Source organism: Peribacillus tepidiphilus, from assembly GCF_009466385.1.
Classification (GTDB): Bacteria; Bacillota; Bacilli; order Bacillales; family DSM-1321; genus Bacillus_BN; species Bacillus_BN tepidiphilus.
On record NZ_WIAQ01000014.1, the window covers coordinates 15831 to 29835 of the forward strand.

At 34.0% G+C, this 14005-nt stretch carries 16 protein-coding genes and 1 pseudogene; 3 read left to right on the forward strand and 14 right to left on the reverse strand.

Annotation, left to right across the window (positions count from 1 at the left end; translation table 11 throughout):
* Nucleotides 1–296: 296 nt before the first annotated feature.
* From GD441_RS09220 to GD441_RS09230, 3 genes and pseudogenes are all read right to left on the reverse strand, one after another.
* A pseudogene (locus GD441_RS09220) lies at nucleotides 297–592 on the reverse strand (DUF6262 family protein); the annotation flags it as partial.
* A 45-nt stretch (nucleotides 593–637) separates the two neighbouring features.
* Nucleotides 638–2140 (reverse strand): SIR2 family NAD-dependent protein deacylase, encoded by a 1503-nt coding sequence (locus tag GD441_RS09225; RefSeq protein WP_153125980.1) that lies wholly within the window; start codon nucleotides 2138–2140, stop codon nucleotides 638–640.
* Between the two features lie 313 nt (nucleotides 2141–2453).
* Nucleotides 2454–4379 carry a hypothetical protein gene (locus tag GD441_RS09230; protein ID WP_153125982.1) on the reverse strand — a complete coding sequence of 642 codons (1926 nt, stop codon included), beginning with the start codon at nucleotides 4377–4379 and terminating at the stop codon, nucleotides 2454–2456.
* 301 nt (nucleotides 4380–4680) lie between these two features.
* Here GD441_RS09230 and GD441_RS09235 point away from each other — a divergent pair, with 301 nt between their 5' ends.
* Together GD441_RS09235 and GD441_RS09240 are read left to right on the forward strand one after the other, a co-directional pair.
* Nucleotides 4681–5061, forward strand: coding sequence for a hypothetical protein (locus tag GD441_RS09235; RefSeq protein ID WP_153125984.1), 381 nt, complete (start codon nucleotides 4681–4683; stop codon nucleotides 5059–5061).
* Entirely contained in the window at nucleotides 5054–7042 is a 1989-nt protein-coding gene (locus tag GD441_RS09240) for a hypothetical protein (RefSeq protein ID WP_153125986.1), read from the forward strand. Before GD441_RS09235 ends, GD441_RS09240 begins: the two co-directional genes overlap by 8 nt.
* A 404-nt stretch (nucleotides 7043–7446) precedes the next feature.
* On the opposite strand, the gene GD441_RS17635 is transcribed toward GD441_RS09240, so the two are convergent.
* The 9 genes from GD441_RS17635 to GD441_RS09280 all read right to left on the reverse strand — a co-directional run bounded on the left by GD441_RS17635 (nucleotide 7447) and on the right by GD441_RS09280 (nucleotide 12215).
* Complete coding sequence (locus GD441_RS17635; RefSeq protein WP_420849676.1) at nucleotides 7447–7740, reverse strand: hypothetical protein; 294 nt, start codon at nucleotides 7738–7740, stop codon at nucleotides 7447–7449.
* A 494-nt stretch (nucleotides 7741–8234) separates the two neighbouring features.
* Complete coding sequence (locus tag GD441_RS09250; RefSeq protein WP_153125988.1) at nucleotides 8235–8396, reverse strand: hypothetical protein; 162 nt, start codon at nucleotides 8394–8396, stop codon at nucleotides 8235–8237.
* Between the two features lie 63 nt (nucleotides 8397–8459).
* On the reverse strand, nucleotides 8460–8627 hold the full coding sequence (locus tag GD441_RS09255; RefSeq protein ID WP_153125990.1) for a hypothetical protein: 168 nt from the start codon (nucleotides 8625–8627) through the stop codon (nucleotides 8460–8462).
* 170 nt (nucleotides 8628–8797) lie between these two features.
* Entirely contained in the window at nucleotides 8798–10453 is a 1656-nt protein-coding gene (gene merA / locus GD441_RS09260) for a mercury(II) reductase (protein ID WP_263862435.1), read from the reverse strand.
* Between the two features lie 12 nt (nucleotides 10454–10465).
* Nucleotides 10466–10786, reverse strand: a complete 321-nt coding sequence (locus tag GD441_RS17175; protein WP_052585057.1) for a heavy-metal-associated domain-containing protein — start codon at nucleotides 10784–10786, stop codon at nucleotides 10466–10468.
* Between the two features lie 18 nt (nucleotides 10787–10804).
* Nucleotides 10805–11107, reverse strand: coding sequence for a mercuric transport protein MerT (merT, locus tag GD441_RS09265; protein WP_043968347.1), 303 nt, complete (start codon nucleotides 11105–11107; stop codon nucleotides 10805–10807).
* 13 nt (nucleotides 11108–11120) lie between these two features.
* A complete protein-coding gene (gene merF / locus GD441_RS09270) occupies nucleotides 11121–11354 on the reverse strand; it encodes a mercury resistance system transport protein MerF (protein WP_084221344.1) in 234 nt (77 codons plus the stop codon).
* 16 nt (nucleotides 11355–11370) lie between these two features.
* Nucleotides 11371–11769, reverse strand: coding sequence for an Hg(II)-responsive transcriptional regulator (gene merR, locus GD441_RS09275; RefSeq protein WP_043968349.1), 399 nt, complete (start codon nucleotides 11767–11769; stop codon nucleotides 11371–11373).
* A gap of 167 nt (nucleotides 11770–11936) precedes the next feature.
* Complete coding sequence (locus GD441_RS09280; RefSeq protein WP_225434182.1) at nucleotides 11937–12215, reverse strand: iron-sulfur cluster assembly accessory protein; 279 nt, start codon at nucleotides 12213–12215, stop codon at nucleotides 11937–11939.
* A gap of 13 nt (nucleotides 12216–12228) precedes the next feature.
* On the opposite strand from GD441_RS09280, the gene GD441_RS17640 reads away from it, so the two are divergent.
* Nucleotides 12229–12393 (forward strand): IS3 family transposase, encoded by a 165-nt coding sequence (locus GD441_RS17640; RefSeq protein WP_084221345.1) that lies wholly within the window; start codon nucleotides 12229–12231, stop codon nucleotides 12391–12393.
* A 303-nt stretch (nucleotides 12394–12696) separates the two neighbouring features.
* Here the strand turns inward: GD441_RS17640 and lgt are convergent, their stop codons facing one another.
* Both lgt and GD441_RS09295 read right to left on the reverse strand, forming a co-directional pair.
* Nucleotides 12697–13503 carry a prolipoprotein diacylglyceryl transferase gene (gene lgt / locus GD441_RS09290; protein WP_043968352.1) on the reverse strand — a complete coding sequence of 269 codons (807 nt, stop codon included), beginning with the start codon at nucleotides 13501–13503 and terminating at the stop codon, nucleotides 12697–12699.
* Nucleotides 13482–13652 carry an Lmo0850 family protein gene (locus GD441_RS09295; protein WP_153125992.1) on the reverse strand — a complete coding sequence of 57 codons (171 nt, stop codon included), beginning with the start codon at nucleotides 13650–13652 and terminating at the stop codon, nucleotides 13482–13484. Before GD441_RS09295 ends, lgt begins: the two co-directional genes overlap by 22 nt.
* Between the last annotated feature and the right edge of the window lie 353 nt (nucleotides 13653–14005).

Consider the following 14005-nt stretch of genomic DNA (forward strand, 5'->3'; position numbering starts at 1 on the left):
AGGAAGACCCTCTTGTTTAGTTCAAGGGCTTGCCCGTAATTTCGATTAACTTCATTATTTTTCATCTGTCACATACTTGAAATCTAGATAAAAATGAGCAAGGTCCTAAAGTTCTTGGAAATTATCAAAAAGACGGCATTATTAATGTGGCAAGAAAAACTTTCTCTGTAGGTGCTCAAAATGCAAATTGTGACACGAATTATGATTACCTTTAGAAAAAATAGAGGAAAAAATGAAGTAAATTTATAAAATAGCCAAAAGAAGAACCACAAAATGGTACTTCTTTTGATTGCTTGTTATAAACAATACTGCCCGTTGAATAAGCAGGGAGAACAACGTTCTTTTATATATCCTGCGTAAGCGACTTTCAACTGTTCTCGCAGCTGCTTGTTCTCATCCTCTAACTTCCTAATCCTCCGTTTCAGCGATTCAATCAGAGCGGTCTTTATTACTCTCATTCATTTCTCGCTTCACTTGTTTTGCAATAGGGGCTTGCGCTTGTTGTTGGTACAGCGGTTTCAATACGCTCACGCAACTCAGTGTGATTGTACAGTATCGCTTTCGCCACTCTTGCTTCGTTTGCTACGCTATCTGTGATCATGATGGTCTTTCTTCTACAAAGATATAAAGACAAATGTTAATATTCTTGGCTAATTAACTCACTCAGTAATTTAATCTCATCTCCTGTCAGACTAACTGAGGGGTTAATTGAAGGATAATCTTGAAGTCTTTGTTGCCTTTTAATTGGGTGTTCCGCAACTGTTCTGCAATCTGCTCTCATTTTATTCACCCAGTACATTACGTATCTTTGTACTTGTTCTGGTAAATCCTTGAAATCAGCTCCTTTTTCTATCCAGTGATTGATATTCCAAGAAAGCGGAGGTGTTGGTTTCCAGCCCCATCTGTAGACGTACTCAATTGCTTTTGCTGCAACAACAATGTAAGTACTTTTACTAACACCTTGCATCACAACAAAGAAGTTGTCACCACCATACTTACTTTTTGGGCTTCTTACATTAGCAGTTGCCATAAGAGCAGCCAAAATCTTAAGTTTATTCAGCGGATTCTTTAATTTTAAATTAAAGATTGCTGCATTCAAAGAATCGGTATCTTTATCGGTCTCTACTTTCTTAGCTAGTTCAATAAATGCTTCGACAATTCGCTTTTCATAATCTAAAGGAATATCTGATGAATTACAAATTTCCCGAAATACTTTAATGCCTATAGAAAAAGGTTTCTTTTTTATAGTTTGTTCTAAAAGTTCTATTTCTTGCTTACTTACCACTTTTACAGGTGTTGAAGATATTGGTGTAAAAAACTCTTTCATTTCATCTTCAAATTTTTTGCTCCTTGCTTCTTCTAACATACATTTTAAAAAGGTTTCGAAGGCTTCTATATGATTTTTAGCTTCAGGGCATTCCTTCAAGGGATCTATCAATGTAATTCCGTATTCATCACACAGTGTTTGGAGTTCATTACTATATTTATATGCAATCATATAGGATGTTGGTAATTCTCCATAAAATGCTTCCCGTAGTTCAGCAAACATTTGTTGAATATTGATATCACGAAAACTATAGCCTACAAATAACAAATTTTTTGCTAATAAATCTGCTCGCAAGCGGATGTTAAGTGCATTTTCCGGCTCACTCATTCTTTTTTGATAATCCTCTTGTGTGAATACGATAGATTCAGGATAATTAAGATCCCCATGAAACTTAATATAAAGCTGTTCTGACAATTTCGCTTCAGCGAAATCCTTTAAATGAATGATAGTCCTGTATTTCCTCCCATACTTCTCAAACGCTTTTTCCATCACATTATCTTGGTTTGTAGTGTAAATAGCGGGAACACCCAAATTCATTATTGTTAAATGGATATACCCTTTTTCATCATCAAATTCCGAAATTTCTAATTTACTCTTCAAAAACTCACAAAATTTATTTCTTCCGAACGTATCCACAAATTTTTGAGCAATTTGCAAATGATTCGTAGTAGACGTTAGTCCTAACTGCTCGGCCATCTCGCCGACTAGGGAATCCCAATCTGGTAGCATGGTAGCAGAACAGCCAGCACCCATAAACGGGACCAATTTTTGTTTAGCAGCTAAGTCAGCTAAAGTATCAATAATTTTACTCATATTATTTCCCTTTCTTCTCGTAAACTTCTAAAATATTGACTAATTGTTGAAAATAAATTCAAGTGTTCTCTAATTTATCTAGTCCATTTACATTAATAAAGCTTATTAAACTCATTATTCGAGTTTTGCTAACTCCCTTTTTATTAAAATACATTTTTCCTTTAAGCTACTACCTTTTTCAAATGTGGTAGTTGAAGGAAAGATGGTTTTTAAACAACTTTTTGCTCGTGAACAGTATTTCGTCTTTAAGAAAAGAATGGGCATGCTTCATATAGCATGTCCTTCTTTATTTAGGGTAATAATTTGAATATTTTTAGTTGTGTATGTCCTTCATTATGTCCCTCACCGCTCTTTTCATTTCTTTTTTCATCCGTCGTTCAAGCTTCCTGCGTTCTCGACGACTAATCCTTTTGTTAAACATACTAGTAGCATAGACATTTAATTGATCCTCAGACGGAGCAACTCCTTTAAGGAAACCCTGAACTGATGTTTCTAGCTGCTTCGGTCCTTCTTTACTCGAATTTTCTTCTTCTATAGAGTCCTTGGTGAGTTTGTATATGCTTGAGCCTACATGCTTAAATTTCATTTGAGGCACCTTTTCTGGATTCATTTCAAAGCCCAAAAGGGATACTTCTGAATCGGATGGGATAGATAAGTCATATGAAGAATCTAATTTTTTTATAGAGTCTGCTATGACAGTTACATTCCCCATTTTAAATTCTGCTTTCTCTAAAGAAAAATCCACATCTATTTTTGGATAATAGAGACCATCATATAGTTTTCTACAGGCTTGATTTAAATTGCCATGAGTATCAAATAGAGCTTTTTTCAACATGCGAATGTTTATTGTTTTATAAGGACTAGGTTTAATAAGCCCACTTCCAATAGTCAACCTTGTTAAAACGAAATAAAATGATTCATTTATTTCAATTTCTTTTCCAAATGCTTTTAAAGTGAATTTTGACCCGTTTTCTTTAATAGCATTTTCATATTTAGGCAATTGTTCGTGCAAACCTTTGCTAATTTCTGCATCTTTATTTTGTATTTCAACAGAATTAACTGGCTCTACAAACCACTTCAATTCAAATAATGCTAAAGTATTATCATTAGTATCTAAAATCCCAAAATCAACGTTTGTTCCATCAATAGGTACATCATGACATACACTAAGGTTTGGATATTGCGACGTAATGTCTCTTAGTTCCTTAATGAAAATCGTTTCCTTTGAATCTGCATGTTGGTTAGCTTCATCACCATATATTCTATTTAAGATTGTGATGATATTCCTTCCTAGTTGATTGTATAGAATAAATCGCGGACTTATAATCCTTGTACCGTCTGACAGTTGGAATATTGGTTGTAATAACGGTTTAGAAGATCTTTGTTTACCTTTCATCCGACCGGTATAGGTTAAGTCATCTATTAATTTTAAAGCAGTTTCTTCTTTTACGTCAGTAAGTTCCCAATTTTCTACCTTCATGCTTGATAAGTCGGGTAATGAATCTCTATCTATCAATTTTTGATCTCGATTGTGTCGATCTGCCCAATACGCTTCCCGTATCACTCTTCTCCATACATTTTTTATATCCCTGATAGTATATGGACCAATGTTGTAATCATCCGGAAAATCAAAATCAAATTCCGTTCTTGCAATGCTCATAGTATGATAGTGCATTTCAGGTACATTGCCATAAAGTTTCTTGATAGTCTGCTCTACTTTTTCTAACTTTTTTAACTTATAATGGTTATATTCCTCTAGAAGAACAAAATTAATACCCTCTAAAACCGCTACGTCATGGGAATGGAACTCAAATTCTATAGAATCTTTATTCGGATTTTTACTATCTACCTTAGCCTTATATAACCCTTTCCAAAAAGGAAGAAAGATTTGTTCCGCTTTAACATGAATTATGGCTTTTGCAAATGCTTCTTGCGTATATTTGATTAAGGTATCAACATCTTCAAGATTACATCCATCTATTTTATTTTTCTTAAATGCCATTCTTATTAACCAATCTAATGCTTCCACTAAGGTAATTATAAAGCCTTTGAGTTTTATTTTTTTTTGTGGTTCCGTAGACCAGAGAATTTCTTGATCCAGTTGATATACCCATTCCTCAAACAATGTGCATGAAAGTTTCAACGCAGTATCTCGATTAATATTCCAATAATCTAGCCCCTCATAATCTTGGTCAATAATGGCTTCTATATGTTTTACTTCATTCTCAATATTGTTCATAGGCTGCCCCCTTCCTGAAAATCCATCTAATAATTAGAAATAATTTCCTTAGTTATTGTATCATTGTAGGAAATCACATGGGAATATATAACCTTACCATTTTCCCTTCGCTTTTTGTGCAACGAACAAACATCTCCCTAATGCTTGGTCAGGCCATCTGGTTAATTGTTTTTTATTTTATTAATATATTAGGAGTTAAAATAAATTTTTGTTTGTTATGTTCAAAAATATATAAATATAAGGTATAGTAAAGAAAGATAGGAAAAATTGAACAAAAGAAACAAAAAAAGGTGGGGAAGCAATGTTGGTTATTGAAAAAGCAACAAAACCTATTCAAACCAAAAACTTAAACGTGACAGTCCATCCAGACATCAAAAAGCGGATTGACCACATTGTGGCAACTAATTTTGGCTTGCAACTTCAACATGTAATGGCTAGAGCCATTCAATTGTTTTTACAAGAACATGAAAAAGGTAATGTCTGTATCTCTACTAAAAAACGTGATTTTAAAGGAAAACCCCATTACAACGCTTATATCCCTTTAGAACTTCACCAAGGCTTTCATCGTCTTTATGAAGAAAACCGATACGGACATCCAAAAGGAAGAAGGTTAACCAAAACAAAACTGCTTGAACAAATCTTAGAATACTGGTTAGAGAAGGAAGGGCATCTATATGAGTAAAGCAGAAAATTGGTTAGATACTTTACCGTTTGAAATTACAGATGAGGAAAGAAAACAGTGGGAACAAGAATTTATTGAATTCCAACAGAAAACGGAATCTGAGAAAGAAGATATTCCAAATCCTTTTTTAGAAAAAGACAAAGTAATTGTTCTAGATAAAAAACGTAAAAAGAGAAAATTGTCTGAAGTAGGAGAAAGCATTAACTTATTTCATGAAGTGGTAGAAAAAGTAAATGAAGAAGAAAATGAAAAAGGAGCTACCACCCTCCAAGATGAAAGCTCCCAATTAAATGAACTTGAACGCCTATTATTAGATTACAAGTTAGAATTTAACCTTAACATTCAAATAGATGTGAAAAGAAAATGTTATACCACCATAAAGGATAATCAAGAAATCGCTTTATCAAACTTTGTTATACTTCCATTATACTCCATCGAAGATGAAGAAGGCAAGCGAAAGGATATCATTCGTATCTTTAATAACCGAGAAAACAAAATTGTTACTCTTGATGCTGAAACAAAATCGATTAATCGTCAATTTAAAACATTTGTTTTGGGAAACGGTAAATTCCACTGGTTAGGTTCTCAAAAGGATTTAGATCAGTTAGTTCAACTTATACTTTCTTACGAAACAGAAGAGATCACAGAAATTGGTTATGTTGGTTGGCATGAACAAGAAAGAGCATGGTTCTTCCCCACTCATGCTTATATCAATGGAGAAATATATTATCGTAACGAAGATAAAATCTTCAAAACAGGGAAGAAGAATTATATCTTAGTGGAAAATGAAGCATTCAACATTATTGTAGAGCACGTTAAGGATAAGCCAACAAAAGAGGAAATTCTTAGTACCCTTACAAATTTTGAAATTCTATATGGGACCTATGGTTGGCTTGGAATTGGATTTACAACTACTTCTATGCATGTCAATGAGTTAGCTAAAAAGACAAAGCAACATCCTTTCTTGTACGCTCATGGTTTAAGAAATTCAGGGAAAACAGAGTTTCTTAAAAACGTGTTTCGCTTTGCCGGTATGGATACTCGACTACCACCGCCGCCGAGATTAGATGGATTAAGAAAAAGATTGGCATGGTTTTCTCATTTACCAGTCGGATATGATGAAGCAGAGGAAAAAAGCATTAAAACAATGGACTTCTTTGTAAAACATCGTGAAGCTCTTAATACCATTTTTAACCGTTCTCCTTTGGAGAGAGGTACAAATGATCCAAACAAACTACTTTATTTTCCTGTTCGCGCTACACTGGCATTCGGTGGAGAAGTGGCTACAAGCGATAGTGCGATTACAACAAGAACGGTTTTTATTGATGCCTTAAAAATTAATCAAGTCGAACAAGTTTTTGATGAGTTAGAAGAAAACCACCACGTCATTTATTGGCTAGGTCAATATATGATGAGAACTTCACATGAGTGGAAACCGGTATTATTTGATAACTTCGAACTAATCAATAATACTTTAAAAAGTATAAAAGAGGTATCTGGACGTATCCGTAAAAATTTTGCGATATTAGTAGCGGGAGCTATTACTTTTGCTCAATGGATTGATAAAGAATTTGGTACTCAACTTTATACAGATGCTTTTCTTGAACGTTTACTTCATGAAGTAGAATATGAAATGAAAGAAGGACAGAAAGACGCAGAAAGTAACCATCATGCTATCACATACTTGAAAGACCTTGCTTATTTGGCTCACAAATATAAACTTTATAAATCTGATTATAAAGTTGAAGGAAACCTTCTTTATATTGCTCCGGATTCAGCTTGGAGAACATATGAAGAATGGAAGAAAAATCCCCATTACACATCAAGTCGTAAAGTTGCTAACGATCTAAAAGGATACGAATTTTTCTTAGGTACGAAAGCTAAAAGAATTGAAGGTAAACTTTATAAATGCTGGGTAATCGATATATCTAAATTCCCTGATGAGGGATTACAAGGTTTCCTAGTAGACGATTGCAAATAAGCAGTCGTCTTTTTTGTTACCAAAAAAAGTGTTACCTTTATTTCTTCAATGTAACTTATGTATCCATTAATACGTTTCGGGAGGTAACAAATAAAACGCGGTAATATCAAGGGCTTCAGCATATTTCCCACTCAAATGTCACCTTGTTACCTTAATTTATGTTACCCTGTACAAACATTATTAATCTGCTATAAAAATGATTTTTAAAACGAAACTAACTAAAAATATATAGTATACAAAAATAAGGTAACAAGGTATAATTTTTCTTTATAAATCTTGATGCATCAATGTTTTTATGTATCCGTTAATGTGTTACCTAACAAAAATTAAGGTAAATTTTTTAAAGTAACAGGTAACATTTCTTTATAACAAAGGCAATATCATAGAAAAACGTTCAATGTAAATTAGATTGATTTATAAGAACAATAATCTCGTTTCGTGCTTTTGTACAATTCAAGAATTTCCTGAAAATCTCCCCCTTTACGAAATCTCCCCACTACTTGAGCATAATTTTGGGCACTAGCAGACTTAGCTTTCTCTTGTGTCCAAACCGTTTCTCCGCAAACAACTTTATACCCTTTTCTTTCCATGCTTTCGCAGGCTTGTTTAAACATATTATGTAATTCTGCCTCTACACCAGAGGAAGGTGCTGTTACACCAATCGTTGCCTCTTTTTCTAAAAACGGATATTTGATCATATGCATTTCTCCTGTTCTTTCCGTTTGTTTGCGTTGTTGCCAACCATGAAGCAAGCTTCATCACAGATGATGGAAGTTCATTCGTTCTTTCATAGGAGCTTGTTATCCTAAATTTTTATGGAAATCAATTTATTCATTCTCATTATAATTTGATTCATCTTCATTATAATTTAATTCATTCTCATTATAGTTGATTCGTCTTCATTGTAATTTAATTTATTCTCATTATAATTGATTCACCCTTATTACAATTTAATTCAATCCCATTATATATTTGCGCTTCTGATGCTTTATAGAAGTCTTTTTAACGATATTTTCCAATTTCTTATCCCACCTTGCCTTGCAAAGTCCAAAAATTTCTTGAGTTTCAAGGGAAGTTCAAAACAACAATCACCTTTAGCCGAACCTAACAAAAAAGAGAAAACTTACGTAGCACACAAGCGACCAATCATAAGTTTTCTCACATTTTTATTTTCTTTATATCGTTCTTCTGCCTAGCTGGACTCGAATTTTTCTTTAATCTCTGCTACTTTCTTTAGTGGTATCTTTAATTCGTTAGAAATTTGTTCAACCGTTTTTCCTGCAACCAGAAGTTTCAGCACAGCTATCGTATCATCTTCGACTCTGTTTAAATATCGTTCTAAACCCGAAATCATTAAAGAAACCTCCTTATGCACTAGGAAATGATACATCAGAAACCTTTAGACTTAGAGTATTCATTATTCTTTAAACAACGTCTCGATTACTTCTTCAGGTAGTTTGAAGTATCTATTCATATATTTGATGTCCTCAAGTGATTTTCCGTCTTTAATCATTTCCCTTAGAACTTCAATTTTCCCTTCTTGTTTAATCTCTTTCATTTTGAATTCAGAGTAAGATAAAGCCATGATTTGTTTCTCCCTTTTGGAATTTTCATTTTTGTAAAATTGTTCTTGTAATTTTTCTTTCAACACAATTGTATTGTCCATGAAATTAAACAGGGTATTCAGATTATAGGTAGAATTTCTTTTTGCCATACTTTATAAGTATAGAAAAATGCATAAAAAGAACTTGGTCTTTAACCAGCACAACAAGATAGTTTTTTAACATCTTTATCAAATGTTAAGGCAACTAATTTCAATCCTTCTGCCATTGTTAAATATGGTGCAAGGCATTCCCGCAAATCTTCAACCGTTAGACCGAATTTTACGGCTAATGTGGCTGCATAAATAACATCACCAGCATTTTCGGCAACAATATGAACACCTAGCACTTTTAATGTTTTTGCATCAGCAACAAGTTTAAATACACCTGTCGTTTCGCGATTAACAAGCGCTCTTGGAACTGCATCAAGTGGTAAAATGGAAGTTCTCACTTCGTATCCTCTTTCTTTAGCCTGTTCTTCTGTTAACCCAACCGTAGCAATCGATGGATTCGTAAATGTAACAGCCGGAACAGTATCAAGATTTACTTTTCTCTCCAAGCCACCGATTGCATTGTCGGCAGCAATTCCACCTTGGTATGCAGCAACATAAACAAATTGTGGTCCCATTGTTACATCTCCGGCAGCATAAATTCTAGGATTGGAGGTCCTTAAATAGTCATCAACTCTAACTTCACCACGAGAACCCACTTCTACGTTTGCAGCTTGAAGATTTAGTGCTTCCGTATTTGGCTTGCGCCCAGTAGCTACAAGTAGCTGCTCAGCTTCAATGATTTTCTTTTCACCATTAACAGTAACATGAATTTGTTTCATATCCCCGTTCTGTTCTACACGCTCAAATGTAGCACCGGTAACAAAATGAATGCCTTGTTCTGTTAATGCTTTTTCTACAGCTTCTGAAATTTCAGGATCATATTCTTTAAGAATTCTTTGACTACGCTGCATTAACGTTACTTCCACTCCTAAATGGTGAAAGAGCTGACCTAACTCCAATCCGATGTATCCAGAACCAATAACAGCAAGACTTTTTGGCAGTTCTTCAAGCTCTAACAAAGAGGCGCTTGTTAAGTAATCAACATCTTTTAATCCCGGAATATTAGGAATGGATGGGGAAGCTCCTGTTGCGATTAAAAAGCGTTTAGCTGTTATTTTATTACCGTTTACTTCTACTGTTTTTTCATGTACAAATTTTGCTTCTCCCTGTATTAGTTCAAACCCATATTCATCGATTAAATCAACATACTTTTGCTGACGTAATTCTTTCACAAGTTCATCTTTTTGTTCAATTAGTTTTTTCAAATCTACCGAACCAGCTGAAGTATTTAAACCAAGAAATGGATTGTTTTTTGCTAAACGATTGATTTCTCCAGAACGTAGCAATGTTTTGGATGGAACACAGCCAATGTTTACACAAGTTCCACCGATGGCACCACGCTCAATCATCGCCACTTTTACCCCATATTCCACTGCTTTAATAGCAGCAGAAAAAGCTCCCCCTCCAGAACCAATGACAATAAATTCATAATCATAATCACCTTCATCATCACCAATAACAGAGCCTTTTTGTTGATGAATAGCTTCAGCTTCACCTGCCTTATAATGAGCCTTATTCACAGCTTCTTTGGCTTTCTCGATACCTATATGTTTTGGTAATTCAAAAATAGCTTCTCCACGGCGAAAATTTACATCTACATTTTTAGCTCCTATGCTGTTTAGAGCTGTTTCAACGTGCTTTTCACATCCAGTACATGTCATACCTTCCACTTGTAAACGATATTTATGAGTTGACAAATGAACCCCCTCCTATTGTTTAACACCATACCCTAATTCTAAGACGGTATTTTTTAAAGTTTTTACATCTGTTTTTGAAGCATCAAACACAACTTTAGCTGTTCCTTGGACACCTTCTGTAATTGTTACCTCAACTGTTTTTACACCTTTTACACGTTCAAGAGAACTTTTGACAACAAAGGGACAACTTGAACAATCCATTTCAGTAATGGTAAAGGTAACACTTTTAGTATTATTTCCATTCGCTGTAGTTTCTACTTTATTTTCATTACCACAAGCCGTAATAATTAGTGTGACTAAAAATATAATTAATCCAAGATTAGCTTTTTTCACACCAAAGTCCATCTTTACTTAAAAGTAACCTTTAGCCCATAATGTATAAAGAAACATGATTAACACTGCAACAGTTGTTACCCATAAACCAACGATTGAACTTTTTTTCTTACATTTTCGCCCATAGACCAAATAAAATGAGTAACCGAGTAAAACAAAAGTGACAATCCTTAACATCGTCTGATACTTAGTAGAATAAATCGCTAATCCTCCTGCAAAACCTGTAAGTCCAAGAGGAATTAAAATAAGTGGTCCTAAGCAACAACCAGCCATAACAAAACCAGAAAATAAAGTTAATAACTGTGAAACTTTCTCTTTCATCTTTATCACCTACCTAATCAACAGAACAACAAGAGTCATTTTTGCAATTTGATTTGCTTGACTTGTTATAGGAAAAAATCGCTAATGTAAGGAAAATCGCTAACGCTGGTATTAAAACATAATCTAAATATCCAGTAATACTGGCTAGTCCAACAGAACCTAACAAGATATTTAAAATAGGTGTAGCACAACATAATATAGTAACAAGTGTTCCGATCACTCCTGTAGTAAATGTCTTATTTTTCATTGATATCCCCCTTTCTTTAATCATCAATCAGAAATTCAATAATTGGACATTCATGTAGTTGCTCTTCATTCGGACAACGTTCTTTTAATTTGTTCAACATATTTTCAATACGCTTTAAATCTTTCATTCGTTGTTGAACCTCATCTATTTTTTGAGAAACAAAGTTATACATATCCGCACATCGAACCTCATCCTTATCAACAACACCAAGTAATTTATGAATTTCACTTAGAGAAAACCCTAATTCCTGCATACGTTTAATAAAACCAATACGCTTCACAGTATCTTCCGAGTACAATCGATATCCCGATTTTGTTCTTGAAGGTTCTTTGATTAAGCCTTTTCTCTCGTAATATCTAATGGTTTCTTTATTAACGTTACATTTGTCAGCAAGTTCACCAATACGATATTTCACCTTATCACCCCTAGATAAAGTATAAACCCTGTACCATAGTACAGGGTCAAATGAATTTCGAAGTTTTTATAGCTTATTAAAATCTACTCTTGTTAATTTATGAAGAAGTTTAAAGAACTTTTTTGTCACTCATTACTTTTGTCTATTAGCATATTCAACTTGCAGATTTAACAACATTGATTTAAGCCTAATAAGACGAATTGAACGCCTTCTCCCGTTTCTTCCGCATCGAATGTAACTCCTTCGATGATAGAAGCCATTTGCTCATTAATCGCTACCTGAATACCATTAATGTTCTTCAACCGATCAGTGGTTTGAGGGTTATCTAATGATAAACTAAGTTGCGGACCGCAACATCCTCCACCTGCAGAAGAAAAATGAAACCCTTCTTTATCGTGTTCCTTTAGAGTATCTTGTAATGCTTGTTTTGCTTGATCACAATACAAGATAAGAGCCAGTATGTCCAGAAAAGGTAATTGTTTAGATAATGCTGGGGTGGAGAACTTTTTAAGCCATTTGAAGACAGAATGTGTGTATATGTATAAGTTTGAAACAGTTGAGGAAATGAAACAAGCTATTTCACAATATATGAAATTCTACAACAACGAACGTATACAAAATTAAACAGCTGTAGCCCTAAATAATATCTAGGCTACAGCTGATTAAAAAATGCCCTTTTTAAATACTGTCCACTGGACAGGGAGAAGTTCAACAGACGGTACTCCTTTTTGTTACATAATCACTAATTATCGGTAGTTCTATATGAAAAAATAGGCTGAACACTAGCTTTTTTATATACCCCGGAATATCTGAAGTAGTTGTACCTTTATTAGTCACGACCTATGGATAAATAGTTTAAAGACTTGCTACACAGGATTAAAAAAGGCTATCGATTTTTTTCGATAGCCTAAAAATGAATAGTTTAATTTAATCTTTATATCTAGCTGTCAAATTTTTTCTAGTTCGTCTGTATAATATAAGAACTGTACTTGCAATCACCAAAGTAATAGATAAAACTTGAGCCATTCTTAAATTATCCGTTAGCATTAAACTATCTGTTCTCATTCCTTCAATAAAGAATCTACCAATCGAATACCATATAACATAAGTCAAGAATACTTCTCCACGTTTTAAGTTTAAACGTTGGAATATCAATAAAATCAGAAACCCTATAAAGTTCCATAGAGACTCATACAAAAATGTTGGATGATAATAACTTCCTTCAATGTACATTTGATTAATGATAAAATCAGGAAGCTGAAGGCTTTCTAAAAACTCTCTTGATACAGGTCCCCCATGTGCTTCCTGATTCATGAAGTTTCCCCAACGTCCAATCGCTTGCCCGAGTATAATGCTTGGTGCTGCGATATCTGCCAATTTCCAAAAGCTCAAATTCTTTTTCTTTGCAAAAACAACTGTTGTTACAATAGCACCTATTAAAGCCCCATGAATGGCAATTCCGCCTTTCCATATAGCTATAATCTCATCGGAGTGTTGCGAATAATACGACCAATTAAAGATGACATAATAAATTCTGGCACATATCAAAGCTATAGGGACAGCCCATAATACAAGATCGGTAAATACTTCTTTTTGTAATCCCCTTTTTGCTGCTTCATTAGTAGCAATATACAATCCTAATAAGAGTCCTGTACCAATAATAATTCCGTACCAATGAATACTTAAAGGTCCTAATTCCAGCGCAATTGGATTTAAAGGTTTAATGGTTTCCATTTGCTAAAGTCTCCTTTCTGACCTTTTTTCCATGAATTTTCTTCTAATATAGCAGCTAATATAGCTAGTCTTGATTTCGTTATTTCTGCTGGTATGCCCATCGCTCTAAGACGATTTACGATTTGAAGAACCCGCTTTTCCTTATTCATTTTATTCTAACCTCATTTGGCAGTTTAAAGTTATTTACCGATATCTTGAGTTTAGCAGCTAAATGATTTCATTCTTGTACTTCTTCTGTTAGTGAAGACGTTTCAAAAGTAAAGTTCTTGATTTGATTTATATTCTCTTTAATGCTTGTGATTGAAACAAATATTGTCCGTGTTTAACGCCACCTCTTGCAAATAGACCCTCATTTCATTTGTAGCTTTTACAATTTGTTAAAATACAGAAGCAGTTTCTGCAATTAGATGGATGCCGATTGCGACTTCTTTCTGTCCTTCCACAATAGAATTAACTGTTTGACTAAGATCATAGACGATTTCATTAAAAACTAAAGAAATTT

Excerpts from the sequence above, each read along its gene's own strand:
- GD441_RS09250 (WP_153125988.1), bottom strand. The coding sequence starts at position 8,396 with ATGATTTCGGGTTTAGAACGATATTTAAACAGAGTCGAAGATGATACG.
- GD441_RS09255 (WP_153125990.1), bottom strand. The coding sequence starts at position 8,627 with ATGGCTTTATCTTACTCTGAATTCAAAATGAAAGAGATTAAACAAGAA.
- GD441_RS09225 (WP_153125980.1), bottom strand. The coding sequence starts at position 2,140 with ATGAGTAAAATTATTGATACTTTAGCTGACTTAGCTGCTAAACAAAAA.
- GD441_RS17640 (WP_084221345.1), top strand. The coding sequence starts at position 12,229 with ATGTCCAGAAAAGGTAATTGTTTAGATAATGCTGGGGTGGAGAACTTT.
- merF (WP_084221344.1), bottom strand. The coding sequence starts at position 11,354 with ATGAAAAATAAGACATTTACTACAGGAGTGATCGGAACACTTGTTACT.
- GD441_RS09240 (WP_153125986.1), top strand. The coding sequence starts at position 5,054 with ATGAGTAAAGCAGAAAATTGGTTAGATACTTTACCGTTTGAAATTACA.
- lgt (WP_043968352.1), bottom strand. The coding sequence starts at position 13,503 with ATGGAAACCATTAAACCTTTAAATCCAATTGCGCTGGAATTAGGACCT.
- merT (WP_043968347.1), bottom strand. The coding sequence starts at position 11,107 with ATGAAAGAGAAAGTTTCACAGTTATTAACTTTATTTTCTGGTTTTGTT.
- GD441_RS17635 (WP_420849676.1), bottom strand. The coding sequence starts at position 7,740 with ATGATCAAATATCCGTTTTTAGAAAAAGAGGCAACGATTGGTGTAACA.
- GD441_RS09295 (WP_153125992.1), bottom strand. The coding sequence starts at position 13,652 with ATGAATAAGGAAAAGCGGGTTCTTCAAATCGTAAATCGTCTTAGAGCG.
- GD441_RS09235 (WP_153125984.1), top strand. The coding sequence starts at position 4,681 with ATGTTGGTTATTGAAAAAGCAACAAAACCTATTCAAACCAAAAACTTA.
- GD441_RS09230 (WP_153125982.1), bottom strand. The coding sequence starts at position 4,379 with ATGAACAATATTGAGAATGAAGTAAAACATATAGAAGCCATTATTGAC.